20 protein-coding genes are annotated in these 20,895 nt (G+C 59.9%); 11 read left to right on the top strand and 9 right to left on the bottom strand.

The genetic code is table 11. The features are described from left to right. Window positions 1–6: 6 nt before the first annotated feature. Window positions 7–438, top strand: coding sequence for a hypothetical protein (locus CTT34_RS04555; RefSeq protein ID WP_159341382.1), 432 nt, complete (start codon window positions 7–9; stop codon window positions 436–438). On the opposite strand, the gene CTT34_RS04550 is transcribed toward CTT34_RS04555, so the two are convergent. Beyond that, the gene (locus tag CTT34_RS04550) at window positions 355–2,781 is read right to left on the bottom strand and encodes a mechanosensitive ion channel family protein (RefSeq protein ID WP_159341381.1); all 2,427 of its coding nucleotides are present in this window, start codon (window positions 2,779–2,781) and stop codon (window positions 355–357) included. The genes CTT34_RS04555 and CTT34_RS04550 overlap by 84 nt on opposite strands. Before the next feature lie 126 nt (window positions 2,782–2,907). Here CTT34_RS04550 and CTT34_RS04545 point away from each other — a divergent pair, with 126 nt between their 5' ends. Further along, the gene (locus CTT34_RS04545) at window positions 2,908–3,915 is read left to right on the top strand and encodes an amidoligase family protein (RefSeq protein WP_159341380.1); all 1,008 of its coding nucleotides are present in this window, start codon (window positions 2,908–2,910) and stop codon (window positions 3,913–3,915) included. Window positions 3,916–3,954: 39 nt separating this feature from the next. Then, a complete protein-coding gene (locus CTT34_RS04540; RefSeq protein WP_159341379.1) occupies window positions 3,955–4,638 on the top strand; it encodes a gamma-glutamyl-gamma-aminobutyrate hydrolase family protein in 684 nt (227 codons plus the stop codon). Here CTT34_RS04540 and tpx read toward each other — a convergent pair. Further along, window positions 4,628–5,131 carry a thiol peroxidase gene (gene tpx, locus CTT34_RS04535; protein WP_159341378.1) on the bottom strand — a complete coding sequence of 168 codons (504 nt, stop codon included), beginning with the start codon at window positions 5,129–5,131 and terminating at the stop codon, window positions 4,628–4,630. The two genes, CTT34_RS04540 and tpx, sit on opposite strands and share 11 nt — an antisense overlap. Window positions 5,132–5,243: 112 nt before the next feature. Between tpx and CTT34_RS04530 the strand changes: the two genes are divergently transcribed. Then, window positions 5,244–5,954 (top strand): glutamine amidotransferase, encoded by a 711-nt coding sequence (locus CTT34_RS04530; RefSeq protein WP_159341377.1) that lies wholly within the window; start codon window positions 5,244–5,246, stop codon window positions 5,952–5,954. Here the strand turns inward: CTT34_RS04530 and nfi are convergent. The 3 genes from nfi to CTT34_RS18230 form a co-directional block, all read right to left on the bottom strand. Further along, window positions 5,951–6,640 carry a deoxyribonuclease V gene (gene nfi, locus CTT34_RS04525; RefSeq protein WP_159341376.1) on the bottom strand — a complete coding sequence of 230 codons (690 nt, stop codon included), beginning with the start codon at window positions 6,638–6,640 and terminating at the stop codon, window positions 5,951–5,953. The genes CTT34_RS04530 and nfi overlap by 4 nt on opposite strands. 133 nt (window positions 6,641–6,773) lie before the next feature. Beyond that, a complete protein-coding gene (locus tag CTT34_RS04520) occupies window positions 6,774–8,486 on the bottom strand; it encodes a DEAD/DEAH box helicase (protein WP_159341375.1) in 1,713 nt (570 codons plus the stop codon). Next, window positions 8,486–8,758, bottom strand: a complete 273-nt coding sequence (locus CTT34_RS18230; protein WP_162527871.1) for a hypothetical protein — start codon at window positions 8,756–8,758, stop codon at window positions 8,486–8,488. Before CTT34_RS18230 ends, CTT34_RS04520 begins: the two co-directional genes overlap by 1 nt. A 245-nt stretch (window positions 8,759–9,003) precedes the next feature. Between CTT34_RS18230 and CTT34_RS04515 the strand changes: the two genes are divergently transcribed. Together CTT34_RS04515 and CTT34_RS04510 are read left to right on the top strand one after the other, a co-directional pair. Beyond that, window positions 9,004–9,201, top strand: coding sequence for a CsbD family protein (locus tag CTT34_RS04515; protein WP_159341374.1), 198 nt, complete (start codon window positions 9,004–9,006; stop codon window positions 9,199–9,201). Window positions 9,202–9,300: 99 nt separating this feature from the next. Then, complete coding sequence (locus CTT34_RS04510) at window positions 9,301–9,783, top strand: PRC-barrel domain-containing protein (protein ID WP_159341373.1); 483 nt, start codon at window positions 9,301–9,303, stop codon at window positions 9,781–9,783. A 105-nt stretch (window positions 9,784–9,888) separates the two neighbouring features. On the opposite strand, the gene CTT34_RS04505 is transcribed toward CTT34_RS04510, so the two are convergent. Next, window positions 9,889–10,893, bottom strand: coding sequence for a glutathione S-transferase family protein (locus tag CTT34_RS04505; protein WP_159341372.1), 1,005 nt, complete (start codon window positions 10,891–10,893; stop codon window positions 9,889–9,891). An 80-nt stretch (window positions 10,894–10,973) separates the two neighbouring features. Beyond that, on the bottom strand, window positions 10,974–11,894 hold the full coding sequence (locus tag CTT34_RS04500) for a LysR family transcriptional regulator (protein WP_159343712.1): 921 nt from the start codon (window positions 11,892–11,894) through the stop codon (window positions 10,974–10,976). Window positions 11,895–12,502: 608 nt separating this feature from the next. Between CTT34_RS04500 and CTT34_RS04495 the strand changes: the two genes are divergently transcribed. Further along, window positions 12,503–14,197, top strand: a complete 1,695-nt coding sequence (locus CTT34_RS04495) for a peptidoglycan DD-metalloendopeptidase family protein (RefSeq protein ID WP_159341371.1) — start codon at window positions 12,503–12,505, stop codon at window positions 14,195–14,197. A 66-nt stretch (window positions 14,198–14,263) separates the two neighbouring features. On the opposite strand, the gene CTT34_RS04490 is transcribed toward CTT34_RS04495, so the two are convergent. Beyond that, window positions 14,264–15,895, bottom strand: coding sequence for a L,D-transpeptidase family protein (locus CTT34_RS04490; RefSeq protein WP_159341370.1), 1,632 nt, complete (start codon window positions 15,893–15,895; stop codon window positions 14,264–14,266). Between the two features lie 172 nt (window positions 15,896–16,067). Here CTT34_RS04490 and CTT34_RS04485 point away from each other — a divergent pair, with 172 nt between their 5' ends. The 3 genes from CTT34_RS04485 to CTT34_RS04475 all read left to right on the top strand — a co-directional run bounded on the left by CTT34_RS04485 (window position 16,068) and on the right by CTT34_RS04475 (window position 19,155). Then, complete coding sequence (locus CTT34_RS04485) at window positions 16,068–16,796, top strand: murein L,D-transpeptidase catalytic domain family protein (protein WP_159341369.1); 729 nt, start codon at window positions 16,068–16,070, stop codon at window positions 16,794–16,796. A 153-nt stretch (window positions 16,797–16,949) separates the two neighbouring features. Beyond that, entirely contained in the window at window positions 16,950–18,050 is a 1,101-nt protein-coding gene (locus CTT34_RS04480) for a CZB domain-containing protein (RefSeq protein ID WP_159341368.1), read from the top strand. Between the two features lie 85 nt (window positions 18,051–18,135). Continuing rightward, window positions 18,136–19,155 carry a patatin-like phospholipase family protein gene (locus tag CTT34_RS04475; RefSeq protein WP_159341367.1) on the top strand — a complete coding sequence of 340 codons (1,020 nt, stop codon included), beginning with the start codon at window positions 18,136–18,138 and terminating at the stop codon, window positions 19,153–19,155. A gap of 29 nt (window positions 19,156–19,184) precedes the next feature. On the opposite strand, the gene CTT34_RS04470 is transcribed toward CTT34_RS04475, so the two are convergent. Further along, window positions 19,185–19,472, bottom strand: coding sequence for a hypothetical protein (locus CTT34_RS04470; RefSeq protein ID WP_159341366.1), 288 nt, complete (start codon window positions 19,470–19,472; stop codon window positions 19,185–19,187). A 19-nt stretch (window positions 19,473–19,491) separates the two neighbouring features. Between CTT34_RS04470 and CTT34_RS04465 the strand changes: the two genes are divergently transcribed. Beyond that, entirely contained in the window at window positions 19,492–20,844 is a 1,353-nt protein-coding gene (locus tag CTT34_RS04465) for an MFS transporter (RefSeq protein WP_159341365.1), read from the top strand. Window positions 20,845–20,895 lie beyond the last annotated feature (51 nt).

The raw sequence follows: 20,895 nt of genomic DNA, 5'->3' as shown, positions 1-20,895 counted from the left end.
TGGATTATGCGCGACCTGTACCAACGCCTCGCTCTGACGCCGGATGCCAACGACCAGCAGATCAAGAGCGCCGTGGCCCGCTGCCCCAATAGTGCGCTGCGCCAGGATGCCACGTCCGTGCTCGCCGTGCCGCCTCACCGGGAAACCTACGACACGCTACATCATACGCTGAGCGACATTGGCCGCCTGCGCGCTCGCTTAGGTCTGACCCACGGTGCCCATTGGCAGGGCGACGTGGCCAACGACTTCTCTCTGCCGCCGGATCACGCGATCTCCCGCCACGATGAGCTGGTCGATCGCGTCAGCCATGCGGTGTCACTCTACAACCGCTGGCGCCGCCTGCGCGGGCCATGGTTACTCATCGCCGTTTTCACCGTGGGGGCGGGCATAGGCCTCGCTCTGGGGTTTGCCTTGAGCGTGGGGCTTGGCCTGGGTTGACGCGCCGCGGCGCTCCCGCTCGTCTTGGCGAATTTCCGCCTGAGTGGGGCGCGGCGCGGGCTTCGGCGGCGCCGGCTTTTTATGCGCCTCGTCTGCCGAGGAGGAAGCGCCCTCCTCACCCCGCTCCAGGCTTAGATCGGTACCGGAGGTGTCCTCCATGCGCGACTCGGAGCGCGCCTCCATGCTGACACTCAAACGCGGCACGCCCAGGTCGATCTCTTGTGCTTCCATGCGCTGCTTCAGCAACAGATTGAAGGCACGAGAGACATCCCACTGCATTTCCGGCGCGGTGCGAAAACGCATCCGCAAAATCGGGCAGCCCTCTTCAAAGCCCTGCACGCCCTGCATCTCCAGCGGCGACCAGATGTAGTGGCGCATCATCGGGTCTTTACGCAGCTCCTGGGCGGTCTCCTGCATCAGAGTAATCGCATCGTCGATTTTCATGTCGTAAGGAATACGAATACGCATTAGCGCGATGCCGAACTGGCGTGACATGTTGTGGATCGACTCGATACGACTGAAGGTGATGATGTGCACCACGCCATCCAGGTCTCTCAGCCGCACGGTGCGCAGCGTCAACCCTTCTACCGTGCCCATGTGGCCGTTGATCTGGACGAAGTCGTCCACCGCCAGCGAGTCTTCGATGAGGATGAAAATACCGGTGATCAAATCCTGCACCAGGGTTTGCGCACCAAAACCGATGGCCAGACCGATCACACCGGCACCGGCCAGCAGCGGCGTGACGTTCACCCCGAGATTGGCTAGCCCCGCAATCACCGCGATGATCAGAATGGCGACGAAAATGACGTTGCGAATCATCGGCGTGATGGTCTGCGCCCTTGCCTGATTCACCCGCCGGCCGCGCGACCGAGCCGACGACGTCAGCGCCCGCTGAATGGCCGTATCGGCAAAGATCCACACCAGCCAAGCCAGTAGGATCGTCGCCCCCAGGCTCACCAGCGCTTGCCCGATCCGGGCGCTCGCGACGGCCTGCTGCCCCAGGCCAAACAGCGAGCCACCCCACACCTGCATGGAGAGCTCGGCAAAGACCATCCACGCACAGAGGTGTGCCAGTACGAAACCAAAGCGCTCCAAACGTTTGCGGTACTGGCTGAAGCGGCGACGGTGGCGGCGTTTGTTGAGCCGCTCCGCTTGACGGCGCAGCAGGCCGGTCACCACCAGCGTCAACACCAGTAAACTGGCAGAGACGATGGAGCGTGCCAGGGCCGTGCCTACATCGCCCACGGTAATGAAGATCGCCAGCAGCGAACCACCCACCATCAGTAGCGCGGGGATATGCCAAAGCCCCCCCAGGGCACGAATCATCTCGACGGCGGTGCTGGCATCGCGGCGCTGCTTATAGGGCCGGTTGCAAATCAGATGGCGAATCGGCCGTTGGAATTTGAAGATAAAGCGAGCCGACAAGAGCGCAGCCAGCATGTTGGCCAGCACCGACACGAGGCTGGAGAGTTCGGCCCCCAGCAGCTCGACCAGCCGCGTGGAGTTCACCGCATCGCCCAAGGCAATCAGTGCGCCGATGACAAACAGACCGCGCAGCGCTTTGTGTTGCAGCACCTGCACCGCCGGGAAGCGATGCCCACGGCTGAAGAAGGCGATGACGGTCTCAAATACCACCGAGAGTGCCCGGCCGCACAGGCAGATGTAAGCCACCACGAGCACCACGGCGCGACCGGGGCTGTAGGGGAGGATTTGCCCGATACCAAGCGTAATGGCAAAGGCCAGCGTCCACGGCAGCATGCGACGCAAAAAGTGCACCGCCAGCAGCCACGCTTTGGGGTCACGGGGAAGGTCCAGCGGCCAGTGACGACGCGTGGCGACCAAACGGCCAAAGGCAATCATCACGACCAGCAGCACGCTCCAAACGAAGGCCAACACTGCACCGTCGGCCACCGCGCGAATGGCTTCGCCCTGGTCAGCGTCATCGTTCAACGCGCGTAAATCATCGGCCCCCTGCACGAGCTGGCGAGACCACTCGTCGATGGGAGAATCCCCCGCCTGGGCCTGTTCGCCGATGTCGGTCAGCGTGTCGGCCAGCGCCCCCAGCAGGCCCTGGCGGACGACGCCATCCTCCTCTGCGGCATCGGTACTCACCTGCAGCTCGCGTAACGACGCCAGCAGCGCGGTGCGCTGCTCTTCGTTTTCGAGCATCGAGATCACGTCGCTCAGCGACCGTTGAAAATCCTCGTTGCTCACCTCCGCCTGCTCCGACGAATCGTTACCGGTCAGATTCGGCAGAGACACACCCTGCGCAAGCGCTGGCGCGTTCAGCAGCAGGCTGAGCACCACGCCGACGATGATCTTGGTTATCCAGTGCTGTCGCACACGTTACTCCCGACATAGACCGGCCACGGGTACCGGTGATTGACGTTGACCACGTTGATGACGCTCAGCCTCAACGCGTGATTGTGATAGGCTGGCCCTTCAAACGTTCACCTCAAGGATACCGAGATGACGCTGCAAGCCCCACCCAAACGCGTAAATAAAGATGGCCAGACTCGCTGTGTCGGTGTCGAAATCGAGTTCGCTGGCCTACCGCCCCGCGAGACGGCCGAACTGGTGCGCACGCTGTTTGGGGGGGAGCTTAACGTGGTCAGCCCCCATCGGCTACAGGTGGAGGGCACGCGGTGGGGAGAGTTCGGCATCGAACTGGATACCCAGTATGCCCACCCCGATAAAGCGCTGCTGGAAGAGCATCATGAAAGCGATAGCGAATGGGCGCGCCAGCAGCATCAGCGCCGGGTCGAGTTCCACCAAAAAACCCGCGAGCTGATCGGCGATATGGTGACCGGATTGGTGCCCACCGAGATCGTCTGTCCGCCCATTCCCTGGGATGAACTGGACACCCTCGATACGCTCTTCGAAACGCTGCGGGAAAAAGGGGCCAAAGGCACCGATGCCAGCCTGCTCTATGGCTTTGGCCTGCACCTCAATCCCGAGGTAGAGCGCCAGGAGGTGGATTACCTGCTGGCCATGATGCGGGCGTATCTGCTGCTGGCTAGCTGGCTGCGCGAAGAGATCAAAGTCGACATTACGCGCGAAGTGCTGCCCCACGCCAACCCGTTTCATAAAGAGTACGCCCTGAAAGTCCTGGACGCCCGCTACCAGCCGGATTTGGACACCTTCATCGACGACTACTTGCACTACAACCCCACCCGCAACCGAGAGCTCGACCTGCTGCCGCTGTTTGCCCATTTGCGCCCCGACCACCCCCACGAGCTGCTGCATGGCGAACTCACCAAGCCGCGCCCGACCTTTCACTACCGCCTGCCCAATGCCCAGCTCTCCCAGCCAGGCTGGGGGTCGGTGGTAGAGTGGAATCGCTGGGTGGAGGTCGAGAAGTTAGCCGCCGATGACAAGGTATTGCGCGCCCGCTGCGATGAGTACATCGCCGAGCACAGCAAGCCCTGGTGGGCACGCTTGAAAGCCGCGCTCTTGAAGCCATTCGGCAACGCCTAACCCCCGCTTATTCTCACAGACAGACGAGACGCCCACTGCATGCCTCGACCGCTGATTGGAATCACCACCTCGGATCGTAAAAGCCAGCTTGCCTGGTGCTTTGACTGGTTTGCCGTCTGGCGGCATGGCGGTAAACCGCTGCGCCTGTCCCCCTCTCGCCCCATGCCCGAGCATCTGGACGGGCTGATCATCGGCGGTGGCGACGATATTCAAGCGCAACTTTACGGCGGCGAAGTCCAGCTCGACGTGCGCCTGGACCCTGCCCGGGACGAACTGGAACTGAGCCTGCTCAACCGGTTCATTCCGCAAAATACGCCGGTGCTGGGCATTTGTCGCGGAGCGCAACTGATCAACGTCCATTTGGGCGGCACGCTGGACCCCGACATCTACACGACCCATGAAGGGCTAAAACGGCGCCGTACCGTACTACCTCGCAAAACGGTCGACATCGTCGGCGGCAGCCAGCTGTATCAACTGCTGGGCGTGACCTGGTGCCGGGTGAACAGCCTGCATCATCAAGCCGTCAATCGGGCGGGGGAAGGCATTCAAATCGTCGCTCGTGACCGCGACGGGCTGGTACAGGGCATCGAATCAGAAGCCCACGATTTTCTCATCGGCGTGCAGTGGCACCCCGAGTGGCTGATTTTCAACCGCCCCCAGCAGCGCCTCATCAGCGCGCTGGTGGCGGCTGCCCAACGGGGGCGCGACCAGGTTAAGCGTTGAGCACCGCCAGCGCCGCCTCGTAATCCGGTTCGTTTTTCAGCTCACTCACCAGCTCGCTATGTAGCACGCGGTTGTCTGCATCCAGTACGACGACCGCGCGGGCACACAGCCCTTCCATGCTGTTGTTACTTAGCGCCACGCCCCACGCTTCCTGGAACTCCCGATGGCGGAAAGTTGAGAGTGTTTCAACGTTATCCAGCCCTTCGGCCCCGCAGAAGCGCTTCGCGGCGAACGGCAGGTCTGCGGATACGACGAGAACGATGGTGTTGTCCAACTTGGAGGCCAGCTCGTTGAACCGCCGGGTGGACATCGCGCAGGTCGGGGTATCGACGCTGGGAATGATGTTCAGCACCTTACGCTTACCCTGATAGGTGGCCAGCGTGACGTCTTCCAAGTCGCTGTTGGTCAGCGTCATGGCTGGGGCCGTTTGACCAACGGCTGGTAGCGTGCCCGCCACGTCCATCGGCGCGCCTGCACGTGTAATCTGTTGCATATCAAGCTCCTAATGTATGGTAAAACGGTCGTCAAACAAGACGTTTCAGCTTACAGCGGAATGACCTGATTCGGCTATCTTTCCACCGCCGCGATACGATAACGAGAATGCCATGGCCTCTTTAGTCATCATCAAAACCGGGGATGCGTTCCCTGAAGTGGTCGACCAGCACGGTGATTTCGAGCAGCTGTTCATTCACCGGTTACACGAGGCGCTTCCCGAGGGCGTGACGCTCAAGGTGTGGGATGCGCGGCTAACGGCGACACCTCCGGACGACATCGTCGGTGCCGTGATCACCGGTTCGCATAGCATGGTGAGCGAGCAGCCCCCCTGGAGCGAGGCGCTCAAGCCGTGGCTGCAGCAGGCGCTAGCCGATAACCTGCCGCTGCTGGGCGTATGCTATGGTCATCAGCTCATGGCGGCGGCCTTTGGTGGCGTCAGCGACTACCACCCCGCCGGGCGCGAATCGGGCACGCGCACGGTGCGCTTGACCCAAGCCGGCCTGAAGGACCCCCTCTTTAGTCAGCTACCTGGGCATTTCGACGCGCACCTTACCCATGCCCAGTCGGTGATGCAGCTACCCCATGGCGCCACCATTCTGGCTCACAACTGCCACGACGCCCACCAAGCGCTTCGCTACGGGCCGCGCCAATGGAGCGTGCAGTTCCATCCGGAGTTCTCACCGCCCGTCATGCGTGCCTACATCGAGCGTCAGCGCGCTGCCCTGCGCGACCAGGGTGACGACCCAGACCAGCTACTCAGTGAAATTAGCGAGACGCCAGAAGCGACCAGCCTGCTGCAGCGTTTTATCAGTTTTATTTAACGCTTCTGTTGATCTCGCCGTGACGCCAGCCGATCTGCCAGCCGGGTCGGCTCGGGCAGCTTGGTTCGCCCAAGGCAGCGCATCACCCACTCAAGGGAGGTATCCAGCGACAGCCGATGCCCCGGCGAGACGAATACCGGCTTGACGTTCGCCCGCGAGCGCAGCACGGCACCGATGACCTCTTGCCCGGCCAGGAGCGGCACCCAATCGCCTCGCGCGTCTCCGACCGCTGCATGCGTGCCGGTTAAGCGCGACTTGGCGATACCGATGGTAGGCAGATCGAGCCAAAGCCCCAAGTGCGCGGCTACGCCCAAGCGCCGAGGGTGAGCGATGCCTTGGCCATCGACCATCACCAGCTGTGGCTGAGTCTTAAGCTTGGCAAATGCCCCTAGGGCGGCGGGGATTTCACGAAACGACAGCAATCCTGGAATATAGGGCATGCGGGTAGGTTCGCGATGCACCACCTGCTCGACCACTGGCAGTTGAGGAGCCGCCTCGGGCGACCACGTCAACACCACCACTGCCGCCCGCGTTACCGCACCCCCTTCCTCAAAGCCAATATCCACCCCCGCGATATACCTTACCGGGTCGAGGCGATCACGGCTCTCCAACCGTTGGGCGAGCTGTGACTGAAGGGCAATGGCCTGTTTGGGTGACAGGTTCCATTCGTGTAGCGCAGCGTCCATGCAGGCTCCTTGTATCGAGGTAATGAACGTTTAGCGTAGCCAAAAAAAATCCCCCTACGCCAGCAGGCACAGGGCCAGTGGCATAGGGGGAGGTGACTCACCGATCAGGCGCTATCCAGCGCCTAGCGCTGAGTTACGCACGTTCGCGACGGCGAACCGGCGCATCGCCATCGTCACGACGACGGCGCGGTGCGCGTTCCGGCGCACGGTCTTCGCTGATTTCCAGCGGGCGACCGGCCACACGGGCACGAGCCATTTTCGCCAGGATGGTGGAAGGCAGACCGCTGGGCAGCTCGACCACGGAGAAGGCATTACGGATATCGATACGGCCGATACGCGCGCCTTCGATACCGCCCTCGTTCGCCAGCGCACCGACCAGTTGGCCCGGCTTCACGCCGTCTTTATGGCCCACGGAGACGCGGTAGCGGGTCATGCCTTCGCTGGGCGCACTGGAGCGCTCGCGACGGGCACCACCCGGCTTGCCCGGTGCGCCATCGCGCGGGGCACGCTCTTTGCGCGGTGCCTGAAGACGACCGATCGGCGCTTCGTCGGCACGGGCCATGGCGGCAAACGCACAGGCCAGCTCAACGGCGTCATGCCCCTCTTCCACCAGACGCTCGACCAGTGCGCGCTGCTCTTCAGCACCTTTGGTCAGTGCCGCCACTACACGGTGATGGAACACGTCGTCACGGTGAGCGCGAATAGCGGCTTCGTCAGGCAGCGGCATTTCGGTCATTTTCTGACCGGTAGCCTGCTCCATCCAGCCCACCTTGCGGCCTTCACGGAAGCCCGCGAAAGTGATCGCAATGCCGCTACGGCCCGCACGACCGGTACGACCGATACGGTGGGTGTAGGCTTCTGCATCCTGCGGCAGGTCGTAGTTGATGACGTGGGTGATACGCGGAACGTCGAGGCCACGGGCCGCTACGTCGGTCGCGATCAGCACGTCGACTTTCCCACGCTTCAAGCGGGTAATGGTGCGCTCGCGCAGGCTCTGATCCAGGTCACCGGACAGGCCAGCAGCGTTGACGCCACGAGCGGTCAACTGCTCGACCAGCGTGGTACAGGCCGCACGGGTGCGCACGAAGACGATCGCGGCATCGACCGGCTCGACTTCAAGAATACGCGACAACGCTTCCAGCTTGGCACCACCGTCCACGCGCACGATGCGCTGTTCGATGTTTTCGCCCGTCGTGGTACGCGATTCAATCGCGACCTTCACCGGGTTGACCAGATAACGGTTGACGATGCGCTCGATTTCCGTCGGCAGTGTGGCCGAGAAGAACACGCGCTGAGCATCTTTCGGGGTATCGGCAACCACGCGTTTGACGTCGTCGATAAAGCCCATGCGCAGCATTTCGTCGGCTTCGTCGAGCACCAGCGCCGAGAGGCCGTCCAGCTTCAAGCTGCCACGATCCAGGTGATCGATCACACGGCCCGGCGTGCCGACGACCACTTGCGCGCCACGCTTCAGCGCGCCTAGCTGTTCACGGTACTCTTGACCGCCACACAGGGTAGCGACTTCCAAGCCCTGAAGATTCTGACCATATTTACTAAAAGAGACGGCGACCTGCTGAGCAAGTTCGCGGGTCGGTGCGAGTACCAGTACTTGGGGCTCGCGACGCTGCATGTCGAGACGCGACAGCAGCGGCAGTGCGAAGGCGGCGGTTTTGCCGGTGCCGGTTTGTGCTTGGCCCAGCATATCGCGGCCTTCCAGCAACGCAGGAATCGTCTGCGCCTGAATAGGCGAAGGAGTTTCGTAGCCCTGTGCTTCAACAGCAGACAGAACGGCAGGCAATAGAGCCAGATCGCCGAAGCTCGGCGAGGCGACAGAAGTCGAGGTCATTAATCACACCTTGGTAGGCCGGCTGAACCGGCAAAAAACATCGTAAGCGTCTCTGACTCTGTTTTATGCAGCGCATAACGGTGCGCAGCAAAAGAACAAGGCTCCGCATAGCGGATATCGTCATCAGTGGAGTCGGAGACGCCGGTCGCACCTAGCATTCGGTTGGCAACACCGCGTTGCGGGCCAACCGCTGTGGCGACCTTCTGCGCCGATTTCACCCGTTTGGTGAAATGCTGGAGGCGCGCCATCTTCACAGCAATGAACATCTGCAATGAATGAGATGTTCCCGCAAACGTTTCGACTGGCGTGGCACATCAGGCTCAGCGTCAGTGAAGAACGTTTATCGTCGTGATGGAGGGGTCAACACATGCGAGGAGGGCGCATCCTAACACCGCCAATGGGTTCTGACCAGTCTTTTTGATTTAACCCATATCAATACCGGGGCTTGCACATGTGACTATGTCGTCTAACCTGAAAGGTGCCCGATGACGTTCACGAACTTCAAGGAGTGATGCACATGAACTGGGATCAGATCGAAGGCAGATGGACGGAAATGAAAGGTAAAGCTCGCGCCAGCTGGGGCGAACTGACCGATGATGAACTGACGCAAATCGGCGGCAAGAAAGACCAACTCGTTGGTAAGCTCCAACAGAAATATGGCTTGGAGCGCGCAGAGGCCGAGCGCCGTGCGGATGACTGGGCGAACGGGCTCTAAGCCCCTCCACTTTCCACGTCCCTTCCCTACGAATTCACATACCGAATTCACTCACAGGTAGCATGACGCTACCTCTTGATAGCCACATGGAGAGAAGCTATGCGTAAATCGATTCTGACGACTGCAATTACGACTGCCCTATTCGGCGGCATGGCGTTTGGCGTCCAAGCGCAAACGGAACCCCAGGGCATGTATTCGGCCGACGACATTCTTGATGCAGAAGTGTTCTTTGCCGACGGCTCTGAGGAAGAGATCGGTGAAGTCGACGATATTCTCTTCGATGAAGAGATGCGTATTTCAGCACTGGTCATCGAAAGCGGCGATGTGCTGGGTCTGGGCGGACGCGAAGTCGTGGTCGAGGCTGACCAGTTCACTCTGGAAACGCACACCGAAGATGATGGTGACACCGAGCACCGCATCATGCTGGATGCGACGGCCGAGGACGTCGAATCCTTCCCCACGTATGATCGCGACTGGTGGGAGCAGACCAAAGCTAACGCGCAAGACGCTTGGCAGAGCACCAAAGAGGGTGCCCAAAGCGCTTGGCAAACGACCCGTGACGCCGTCGATGCCGACGAGTGACACGCTAGCGATGGGCCACTTTGCGCAGAGTGGCATCATCGCCCCGTAGCGTATAGTCGATCAAAAAAGGGCCACCCAAGCGGGTGGCCCTTTTTAATATGTGCATCACTGGGGACGTGAGTGCCGACGTATTCCCTGCCCCGGCAAACGTTCACGGTCGTGAGGACGCATGAAGTCCAGCCATGGGCCCGCCGGCACGATACGCGTCGGGTTGATCGTGTCGTGGCTGTAATAGTAGTGGCGTTTGATGTGATCCATATTGACCGTATCGGCCACGCCCGGCCATTGGTATAGCTCGCGTACGTAGTTGGAGAGATTGGGATAATCTTCGATACGTTTGAAATTGCACTTGAAGTGACCGAAGTAGACCGCGTCGAAGCGAATCAGCGTGGTGAAAAGGCGAATATCCGCTTCGGTCAGCCACTCACCCGCCAAATAGCGATGCTCCCCAAGCCGCGTCTCCATGCGCTCTAGCGCATCGAACAAGGCCGTGACGTGCTTTTCATAGACCTGCTGATCCGTGGCAAAACCCGATTTGTAAACGCCGTTATTGATGTGGTCGTACACGTCATCGTTCACATCATCGATGACGCTGCGCAAATCGTCTGGATAGAAGTCCAAATCATTGCCCGTCAGCTCATCGAAAGCGCGGTTGAAGATGCGTAGCAAATCGGCGGATTCGTTGTTGACGATGGCGCTGCGCTGCTTGTCCCACAAAACTGGCACCGTGACCCGGCCCGTGTACGTTGGGTCGGTCATGGTGTAGAGCTGATGGTGATAGTCAGCATGGTTGATAGGGTCGCCACTCGACCCTTCGTCTTGATGGTAGGTCCAGCCGTTTTCCAACATCAGCGGGCTCACATGGGATGCTACGATCAGCGGCTCGAGCCCTTTCAGTTTGCGCATGATCAGCGCCCGATGCGCCCAGGGGCACGCGAGCGATACGTAAAGGTGGTAACGATCGGCCTGAGCCGGATAGCTCTCGCCTTTAGACGTCTCATCGCTGCCCACCCAGTCGCGCAGCTGCGCGGATTCGCGAACGAATTCCCCGCCGTGCTTTTTGGTGTCGTACCACTGATCGACCCACTCGCCGTTGACTAACAGTCCCATCGGGCGTCTCCTGCATTGAACGTTATAGAGGTGTATGACGTTCAGCATACCCCCGACGGAGTCAGGCTCAAGCGGATGTTTTACGGCCGTTCATTCGAGGGAATCGAACGTTGCTCGCACACCTCTCTCACTGCCCGCTTCAAAGCCGCGGCCATGGCATGGGCTGCCGGGCCCGCACGATCACGATCACGAAAAATAAGCTGCACGGGCACTTCACGAATGCCCCCAGCACTGAGCGGCAGCGGCTTCAGCTCACCGCTGGCCAGCTCGTCGGCGATACGCGTTTCCGGAACCCAGGCAAACCCCAAGCCGCGCCGCAGCATATCCAGCGACGTTCCCACGTGACCGACCGTCCAGCGCTGCTCGGCTTTTAACCAGCCCGCGTTGGTGGATTGACGCAGCGCCGAGTCACGCACCACCAGTTGACGATGCTGGGCAAGATCACGCAAATCCAGCGAGCGCCCCAATTGATGCAGCGCGTGACGAGGATGCGCTACCGCCACGAAGCGCACATTAACCAGTGGCTCGCCCAAAAATCCTTGGGCCTCGATACCGGAGACCACTAGGTCGGCGCGGCCGTCGTATAGCATTTCCGTTCCCCCGTTCAGCACGCTTTCATGGAGCTGAACGCGCACCTGGGGATAGGTTTCCGAAAAGCGCTCCAACGCTTTCGCCTGAGCAGCCACCGGAAAAATTTGGTCGATCGCCACCACGACTTCGGCTTCCAGCCCCGCTGCCAAGCGCGAAGCGACGTCTTCCAAAGACGCCGCGCTTTCGATCAACTGACGCGCACGGCGAAGCAGCAGCTCGCCTGCTTCGGTGAGGCGCACCTGCCGACCCACCGGTTCGAGCACCTGGATACCCAACTGCTCTTCCAATTTATGCACCGCGTGATTCAGCGTGGAGGGGCTTTTATGGATCGCCTCTGCCGCTCGTGCAAAGCCACCATGATCCACCACGGCGGCCAGCATCTGCCACTGCGCTAGTGTTACCCGAGACATTTCGATTTCCTCGACGCTATACAGCGAAACAATCCGCTTCATCTTCGAAAAAACATCCCTAGAATGCCAGGAAAAGACGATGAGTACCTGTCTGTTATCGAATTTCGTTGCATCGCCACGCTGGAATACACTCTGCAAACCGCATAAAAACGTAAAGAAACATTAAAATACAAAAAATTACCTTTTTAATCTGAGCGACGTGGCTTGATGACACTGCTCATCCATTGAGCGGACTCAGTGTGTCAGCATCGAATCATTAACACGGGTTATGGACGTACGGAGATAAGGCTTACACGCTGATAGCTTGGCAAAACTCCCTTTTAATTAGACGCACGTTATATTTATCTTTCACAAGCTTTAATTTACGTCTATGGTAAAGGTAACGAAACCGTTTTAACCCGTTGAGCTGGCCGCTGCCTCTCGGTTACTTTTGTTAGCAAACGGTGTTCATGGCTGAATAAGATGCCTTTATATTTCCGTTATTCAGCGGAAGTATATTTTGTGTATGGATGTACAGTCTATTCACCCCCTTCTCCTTGGGGTATGGTTCCCGAGTTTGCTTACTTTCATGTTACTTTTATTTCACGAACTCGGCGGCCTATTTACCCATGTTGCGAATCCTCCATTCGCTGCCTCGCACGCATAAATTATTACTGTTACCCGTGGCCACGATGGTCACCGTGCTGGGCGCACAAAAACTTATCACTACCTATCACGACCTGAACCAACCCCAAACACCGCTGGAGAGCGTGCTCGTTCCGCTTCCCAGCGATTCTGCCCCCGGCGTACCGTCGCTTCGACAAGAGCGCACGCCAGTCGCAGAAGCGATCGACCGCGCTTCCCGCGCTCTCGACGCAACCCGTGAACATATCCCCCTGAGTGAACTCACCGCCACCGAGATCGTCGATCTCGACATGATCACCAGTGCCGAAGCCTCTATGGCGAGCGATGCCGCCCCAGGAGACGCACACGCTCAGGTCACGCTGGACGACAGCCTGCTGGATGATGGCGCACTACACATGGCCATCGTGCTAGGAACGATCACAAGCGGCATGCTCAATGTCGACGACTCCGTCGAAATCGCTGATGCCACTTCTTATGAAGATTACGGGGTTGAGCTGTACGAAGACGACGTCTCTTTCCTCGAATTGGAACTGGCGGCCGATGAGCCGTTCGTGCCCGAGTGGGAAACCCACATCGTCGAATCTGGCGAAACCTTTGCCGTGTTGGCGCAAAACGAGTTGGGGTTGGGGTATAGCGAAGTGCTCGCCCTGCTGGACGACCTGCCCGATCCTCGCATGCTGACCCACTGGCGTGCGGGCCACAGCTTCGACTATCAGTTGGACGAAACGGGTCGCCTCCTGGCACTGCGAATGATGAAGAACACCCGGGAAGGCGTTTTGCTAGAGCGTGACAGCGACCATTACGCCATCACTGCCATCGAGCGCCAGGGCGAGCCTGTACAGCGGCTTTATGCCGGCAGCGTCACGGGCAGTTTTGCCCGCTCAGCCCAGGCCACCGGTTTGAGCAGCAGCTCTGTCACCGAGCTGACGCGCATTTTGCAAAAGAAGTTAGACTTCCGTCGCGACAGCCGCCGGGGGGATCAGTTTCAGGTCTTGGTGGAGTCTGACATGATCGATGGTGAGACCCTCGACTCCCGCGTACTGGCCGTGAAATACGATGGCGAGCGCATGGATCTGACCGTCGTACGTAACGCCAACGACGATAATTTTTACACCCCGGAGGGCAGCAGTCTCGACCCAGCCTTTGCCCGTCGCCCCTTCGAAGGCAGCTATCGTCTCAGCTCCAATTTCAATCCACGTCGTCTACACCCGGTGACCGGTCGCGTCAGCCCTCACAACGGCACCGATTTTGCGATGCCCATTGGCACTCCCATCACTGCCCCTGCCAACGGCCGCGTGGAGCGTGTCGGTAACCATCATGCTGCCGGTCGTTACATCGTCGTGCGCCATGACAACGGCTACCGCACCCGCTACCTGCACTTATCCCAGCCGCTGGTCAGCCAGGGCGAGCGCGTCACGATGGGCGAGCGTATCGCGCTGTCCGGTAATACCGGCCGCAGCACGGGCCCTCACCTGCACTACGAAGTCATCGTGAACAACACGCCGGTCAATGCCATGACGGTCGAGCTGCCGGAGAACACCAGCCTTAGCGGCGACACGCTGGTTGCGTTCCAACGCCAAGCCGAACCGATGCTAGCGGCGCTGGAAAGTGGTGAGACCGGCACTATCAGCGTGGCTAACTACCAGCGTGACGCTGAAAGTGACGAGAGCATTCAATAGCCCGTCACATGCTAGACGAAAAAGCCGCCCCACTCGGGGCGGCTTTTTTATAGGGCAAGAAAACGACTAGGCCGTTTCGAGGGCTGCCAGCAGCGCCGCATCACGGCGGTAGATATCCTCTCTAAACACCACATCGCCCTCGCGATTGGGCCACGCGGTCAGGTAGTGCAGCGCTACCGGAATCCGGGTAGGCAGATTCACGTTTTGATCGCTGCGGCCACTATTGATCAGCGAGCTGAGCTGATAGCGGCTGCCGCTGTCCTGCAACAGAAGCTGGGCAAATTCCGTCACACCGTCTACCCGAACACACCCCGAACTCAACGCCCGATGATCCCGCTGGAAAAGCCCTCTTGCTGGGGTATCGTGCAGGTAAATCATGTCGTCGTTCGGAAAACGTACCACGACACGCCCCAAAGGGTTACTACTGCCCGCGACCTGGCGAAGCATCACCCCTCCCGGCCGCTGCCAATCGATCGTGTCGGCATCCAGTGTTTCCCCAGATAGGCTGACGACCTGAATATTCTGCCGCGTGAGATACGCCGTATCTTGGCGCACCCTTGGCAGCACGTCTTCACGCATGATGGTCGGCGGGATCGTCCAGCTCGGGTTGACGGTCAAATGGCTGATGGAAGAGTGGATGATCGGCGTTTCTCGACTGGGCGATCCGACGACCACACGGGCATCCCAATGCTCCCCGTTAGGGCGCGTGTAGTGCAAACGATAGCCTGCAATATCGACCCAGACGTTCGGTGTGCGATCTAGCGAGGGGCGAATCCAGCGGGCGCGTTCGAGGTTAATGCGCAGTTGGTCTACCCGCACGGAGACGGGCATGTTCAGCGCCAATCTCGTGCGCTCGCCTACCACACCATCCTCTTGCAGCTGGTGGCGTCGCTGAAAGCGCATGACCGCCTGTTCGAGTTCCCTATCGAAGGTGCGCCGGTCACCGCCCGCTGCCTGTACACCAATCATCGGGTAGGCGCTGCTATCCGCCGCCAGCAGGTGGGGCTCTCCCCACAGCGTCAAGCGCTGGCGAAGCGTTTGCACGTCATCATCGATATCGCCGGGGCGCAGCGACTCGTCACGCCCGGGCAAATAGGGCACGCTGCCCTGCTCGGCCAAGCGACGATAGTGCGCCAACGCGTTGCGAAGCTGGGCATACGCTGCCGTATCCGGCCGCGCCAGCGACAGCGCCTGCTCCACCTCTCCCCCGTCGACGGCCTGCACGACACGCGGCAGCGCATAGCGCCGCTCTGGGCGGGGCAGGTCCCAATTCGGCTCGACGCGCCTGGGATCCACTTTACCAATCGATAGATGATCCAGTGCCAGCAGCAGCGAACGGGTGGCGCGCACATCGAAGCGTGCTTGTGCCTGCTCGTCTAATTGCTGACTTTGCTGGAAATCGCCCAACAGCGATGAGGCTTGGTAGTCGTCGGGCGTGAGCCCGTCATCCACCAGGGTGTTCAACGCGCTGACGAGGGATTCGACGCGCTGCAGCTCTTGCCAAGCTGGCTGTCCGCCGCGTAGTTCATAGAACGACGCGATGGGTAGCGATGCTTCTTGCCGCTGAAGTTGCTGCGCGAGGGCTTGCTGCAATGCGGCGCTGGTGGGTTCATTGGCAGTGGCCATTACCGGGCAGCTCAGCGCCAGACAGAGCGCTGCCCCTATCGCCCATCGTCTTAGTGGCTGGTGGTCGTTCATCGCCTCTCCTTGCGTTACTATGCTGCGTTGTAATGTGGCGTCACTCTTTTTGCTTAACGTCGTATCAGCAGTTCCCGTTCTGATACACGTTTTTTTCATCATAGCCGCTTACGCTGACGCGTGGCGTGTCGACTTCATTACGCTTTTGACCTCTTTGGCAGGATAACGCCCCATGCTTTTTCGTTCACGCATGACCACTGTACTGTTTTCGTTACCCATCGTGTTGTTTTCTTCCACCCTTCAAGCCGCCAGCTTTTTCTCTCAAGTGGCCGCCGCGCCGCCAGCGGGAGTATCCCCTCTACATCATCAGTTACTTCAGCTAGCCCCCGACGCCACACCGGCAGCCCTTCGGTTGGCGGCACAGGCATTGAGCTGTGCCGACCCTTCCGCCGAGCGCTTGGCCGTCATCGACTACTCGCTGCCCTCCACGGAACCCCGCATGTGGGTGTTCGACCTTCATCAGCACCAGTTGCTCTTCGAAGAGCTGGTGTCCCATGGTCAGGGATCTGGCGACGCGGTAGCCAACGCCTTTTCCAATACACCGGACAGCCATCAATCCAGCCTCGGTCTTTTCCGCACCATGAATAGCTACTACGGTCGCAACGGCTATTCACTGCGTCTGGATGGCCTGGAGCCACAGGTCAACGACTTGGCCTTCGAGCGGGCGATCGTGATTCATGGCGCCGACTACGTCAGTAACGACTTCATTGCCCAAACGGGCCGCTTGGGTCGCAGCCACGGCTGTCCGGCCGTGCGTGAAGACATCACCTATCCGCTGATCGACAGCCTCAAAGAGAACCAGTACGTCTTTGCTTACTACCCCGATGAAGAGTGGTTAGCCACGTCTGCGTTTTTACGCTGCGAGACAACGACGCCCATGCACGTGGCCCAAATGAAATAGCGCAGCCACTGAGTATGGCAGCGCTCCTGTTTTATGACGACAAGGGGTTGATTTTCATCAGCAAGGGGGAGTCTTCCCAGGCAAGCAAGAACACCTTCTGCAATACTTTGTGACAAAACATCACAAAATGCATCACCACTGAAGGTATCCGCCATGTTTGCCTTTATGCATCCCTATCAAACGATCCGTCGTCTGGAGCAGCAAGTCGCTGAGCTGCACGCTCAGTTGGCCCTGGAGAAAAGTGCACGAGGCTACCGCACGATCAGTTTGATGACACCTCTTGAGTCGATCAGCATGCTCCAGGCCAAGGGCGCAGACATGCTGATGTCCCTCGATGCGGGCGCGGAACATCACGCCGAGCAGCTCGCCAGCGAGCGCGCAACGCTCACCGATCTTTTCACTCGGCTACATCACGCCGAGAAAGTCGCTCAACGTTTGCAGCAGCAGGGCCAACGACACCAGCAGGCGGACACCCATTATGCGGCGCCGCTGGCCAGCGAAACAGCCTTGCATGAACTGCGCGGCCTCAGTGTCGAGTTGGCTCGCATGGCGGGACACACCCGGGCGCTGGCCATGAGCACGGCGCTGGAAGCGGCCCATGTGCATGACGAACCCTGCGGCTTGTCCGCCGTGGTGAGCGACATTCAACACCTAGCGGATCACACCCAGCAGCTAGGTCACCAGTTGGATCACTGGGTCGAACAAACCGCCGCTATGCTCAAAGAGGATGCTCGCGTCCTGGCCCACCAGCGCGAGACAGCCAACGCGCTGGCTCAGGCCGCGCACGAGGCCGAGCAAATGATCGAACAGCTCACCGACCAAGCGCGCCATATGTACAAGGTCATCCATCACAGCACCACGACCGCCTGTTTGCACGCGGCCAAACTGGAGCATGTCGTGTGGAAAAGCCGCCTCTACCACCAGCTGCTGTCGGCCTCCTTGGAAGAGGAGCCGCTGACCGACCACCACCACTGCACCCTTGGCCGCTGGTACTTGACGGGTGAAGGCCAGCGCTACAAGCAGAGCGACGCCTACCGAGCCCTGGCCGTTCCCCATCGTCGCTTCCATGAAAGCGGTTTGGACGCCCTGCGCTATGCGCGCCAAGGCGATCATACCGGCCAGCTCGCCTCGCTGGCACTCATGGAGGAGGCCAGCGTAGCGCTCGCCAAACAGCTGGACCGTCTGATGGAGCATGCCGTGTTCGACCTGCCCCTGCCCCAGCAGCGACCGTCGCCGCTGGCCGACGCTCCCTAACGCATGGACGTGCAGATCGTCCCTTCCGTCCGCGCGCTTTTATGCCATGCTAAAGGCACTCCTATCACAGACGGTAAGGACGACGATGGCATCGGTAAAGAAGCTCGACCTTGCGCTACAGGGTGGCGGTGCCCATGGCGCATACACCTGGGGGGTGATCGATCGCCTTCTGGAAGATGACCGCATCGAGATCGAGGGCATCAGCGGCACTAGCGCTGGCGCGATGAACGGCGTCGTGATGGCCGATGCCCTTACCCGGGGCGGAAAACAGGCGGCGCGACAGGCACTGCGAGCCTTTTGGCAGGCGGTGAGCCGAGCGGGAATGACCAGCCCCATTCGCCGCTCCCCGCTGGATGTCCTCACCGGCAATTGGAGCCTCGACCACTCGCCGGGCTATATCGCCATGGACTTGATGACGCGCCTGGTGTCGCCCTACCAGCTCAACCCGCTCAATTTGAATCCGCTGCGCGATATCGTGGCGGCCCACATCGATTTCGAACGCGTGCGTCAGTGCGACCAGCTCAAGCTCTTCGTGGCCGCGACCAACGTGCGTACCGGAAAACAGCGCGTCTTTCGCCGCGAAGAGATGAGTGTCGACGCCGTCATGGCATCTGCTTGCCTGCCGTTCATGTTTCAAGCGGTAGAGATCGATGGCGAAGCGTATTGGGATGGCGGCTACATGGGCAATCCGGCGCTCTTCCCGCTCATGGAGGAGTGCAGCGCGCGGGACATTCTGCTGGTGCAGATCAATCCCATTCGTCGCGAAGAGCTGCCCACCTCGGCCTCGGCGATCATGAATCGACTCAACGAGATCACCTTCAACGCCGCGCTGATCAAGGAGGTGCGTATGATCGCGCTGCTCAAGCATGCACTCGACGAGCAAGGCATCGAAAACTGCTATCAGCAAGCACTGTTCCACCGCATAAGTGGTGATAAAGCCCTGGATGACCTGTCGGTTTCCAGTAAGCTCAATTCCGAGTGGCCCTTTCTCTGCCACCTGTTCGAGCAAGGCAGAGAAGCGGCGGAGAAGTGGCTTGCCACACATTTCGATGCTCTGGGGCATGTGTCGACACTCGATATCGATGCGGTTTACCTACACGAATAAGCGCTGCCACGCCCAGCCCCTGCCCCAACTTAGCGCACGCTGCCCAAGCAGAGTGCGCTAACCAAGCGTCGAGCGCCCTGCGCTTCCCCACCTTTGCCACTCATCGAAGGTGTTCCCTTTGTAGCAAAAAATTTAACCATCTGTTTTGATTCATATAAAACAGCGATGGCGGAGTATTTGCTTATTTTCCCATCATGGTGATAGGCGTGGACCAGGCCCAACAGGGTACGAGTGCGTCGAACCTGACCTTCAACGGTGAAGGCATGTTCCCGTAACCACGTAACGCCTGCGCGTTGCGTCTCGGCAAACTCGTTCATACGCTGTGAGGCCACTCCCATGGACATACGCAACAAAGCCAACCGTATTCGGCTACTCAACTTCTCGACGCCGCAAATGCGGGCGTTTCACCTCTCCTGGTTTGCATTCCACATCTGCTTCTTCGGCTGGTTCGGTATCGCGCCGCTCATGGCCGTGGTGCGCGAAGACCTCGCCCTGACGCAAACCCAAATCGGCAATACCATCATTGCATCGGTGGCGATCACCGTGATCGTTCGCTTGTTGATTGGCGTGCTTTGCGACCGAGTCGGACCACGCAAAACCTACACCGGACTGCTGGTACTGGGGTCCATTCCTGTCATGGGGATTGGCCTCGCTGATAGTTTCGAAACGTTCTTACTGGCGCGCTTGGCCATTGGCGCCATCGGCGCATCGTTCGTCATTACCCAGTACCACACCACCCTCATGTTTGCCCCTAACGTGGTGGGCACGGCCAATGCCACCAGCGCCGGCTGGGGGAATCTTGGCGGCGGAACCACCCAAATCGTCATGCCACTGATCTTTGCCGGCATGCTGATGCTAGGGGTCAACGAAGCGCTCGGCTGGCGTCTGGCCATGGTGGTGCCCGGCGTCGTGCTGTTCTTCACCGGCATTGCCTACTGGCTGTTCACACAAGACGCCCCCAACGGCAACTTCAGCGAGCTGCGCGCGCGCGGTGAATTACCTTACGCCACCGGTGAGCACGGTGCCGCCCAAAGCTTCCTGGCAGCGGCGAAGGATATCCGCGTGTGGGCCCTGTTCGTGGTGTACGGGCTCTGCTTTGGCGTCGAGCTGACGATCAACAACATTGCCGCCATTTATTTCTTCGACAAATTCGACCTGACGCTCGCCACTGCCGGGCTGATCGCCGGGCTCTTCGGCCTGATGAATATCTTCGCGCGCACGTTGGGCGGCGTGTTTTCTGACCTGTTCGCCAAGCAGGGCGGACTCAAGGGACGCGTGCGCTGGCTCTTCATTGCCCTGGTGTGCGAAGGCATCGCGTTGGTCGCGTTCTCACAGATGCACGTCCTCAGCCTCGCCATCGGCATCATGCTGGTGTTTAGCCTGTTCGTCCAAATGGCCGAAGGCGCTACCTTTGGCGTCGTACCTTTCATCAATAAAAAAGCCTTGGGCGCCGTGGCCGGTATCGTCGGGGCGGGTGGCAACGTAGGGGCCGTATCAGCAGCGTTCCTGTTCCGCAGCGAAAGTTTGAGCTACCAGCAGGGCCTTTTCTATTTGGGATTGACCGTGCTGGTGCTGGCCTCCTGCGTGCTGGTGGTCCGCTTTAGCGACGCCACCGAAGCCGAAGAGGCCAGCGCGTACCGTGACGCGGCGGGCGACGATGCGGGAGCAGGCGCGCTCTCATTACGCTAATATTAATTAACACCGCCCCTGCATGCGCATCGCTGTGGGGGCGTTTACCTT

Origin of the sequence: Halomonas meridiana, assembly GCF_009846525.1 — a bacterium.
GTDB lineage: Bacteria > Pseudomonadota > Gammaproteobacteria > Pseudomonadales > Halomonadaceae > Vreelandella.
Note: the sequence above shows the minus strand (reverse complement) of the source record. Positions and strands in the feature narration are given on the sequence as shown.

Excerpts from the sequence above, each read along its gene's own strand:
- CTT34_RS04510 (WP_159341373.1), top strand. The coding sequence starts at position 9,301 with ATGCGTAAATCGATTCTGACGACTGCAATTACGACTGCCCTATTCGGC.
- CTT34_RS04520 (WP_159341375.1), bottom strand. The coding sequence starts at position 8,486 with ATGACCTCGACTTCTGTCGCCTCGCCGAGCTTCGGCGATCTGGCTCTA.
- CTT34_RS04505 (WP_159341372.1), bottom strand. The coding sequence starts at position 10,893 with ATGGGACTGTTAGTCAACGGCGAGTGGGTCGATCAGTGGTACGACACC.
- CTT34_RS04555 (WP_159341382.1), top strand. The coding sequence starts at position 7 with ATGCGCGACCTGTACCAACGCCTCGCTCTGACGCCGGATGCCAACGAC.
- CTT34_RS04495 (WP_159341371.1), top strand. The coding sequence starts at position 12,503 with ATGTTGCGAATCCTCCATTCGCTGCCTCGCACGCATAAATTATTACTG.
- CTT34_RS04540 (WP_159341379.1), top strand. The coding sequence starts at position 3,955 with ATGCCTCGACCGCTGATTGGAATCACCACCTCGGATCGTAAAAGCCAG.
- CTT34_RS04485 (WP_159341369.1), top strand. The coding sequence starts at position 16,068 with ATGCTTTTTCGTTCACGCATGACCACTGTACTGTTTTCGTTACCCATC.
- nfi (WP_159341376.1), bottom strand. The coding sequence starts at position 6,640 with ATGGACGCTGCGCTACACGAATGGAACCTGTCACCCAAACAGGCCATT.
- CTT34_RS04480 (WP_159341368.1), top strand. The coding sequence starts at position 16,950 with ATGTTTGCCTTTATGCATCCCTATCAAACGATCCGTCGTCTGGAGCAG.
- CTT34_RS04500 (WP_159343712.1), bottom strand. The coding sequence starts at position 11,894 with ATGTCTCGGGTAACACTAGCGCAGTGGCAGATGCTGGCCGCCGTGGTG.
- CTT34_RS04545 (WP_159341380.1), top strand. The coding sequence starts at position 2,908 with ATGACGCTGCAAGCCCCACCCAAACGCGTAAATAAAGATGGCCAGACT.
- tpx (WP_159341378.1), bottom strand. The coding sequence starts at position 5,131 with ATGCAACAGATTACACGTGCAGGCGCGCCGATGGACGTGGCGGGCACG.
- CTT34_RS04530 (WP_159341377.1), top strand. The coding sequence starts at position 5,244 with ATGGCCTCTTTAGTCATCATCAAAACCGGGGATGCGTTCCCTGAAGTG.
- CTT34_RS04475 (WP_159341367.1), top strand. The coding sequence starts at position 18,136 with ATGGCATCGGTAAAGAAGCTCGACCTTGCGCTACAGGGTGGCGGTGCC.
- CTT34_RS04490 (WP_159341370.1), bottom strand. The coding sequence starts at position 15,895 with ATGAACGACCACCAGCCACTAAGACGATGGGCGATAGGGGCAGCGCTC.
- CTT34_RS04470 (WP_159341366.1), bottom strand. The coding sequence starts at position 19,472 with ATGAACGAGTTTGCCGAGACGCAACGCGCAGGCGTTACGTGGTTACGG.
- CTT34_RS04515 (WP_159341374.1), top strand. The coding sequence starts at position 9,004 with ATGAACTGGGATCAGATCGAAGGCAGATGGACGGAAATGAAAGGTAAA.
- CTT34_RS04465 (WP_159341365.1), top strand. The coding sequence starts at position 19,492 with ATGGACATACGCAACAAAGCCAACCGTATTCGGCTACTCAACTTCTCG.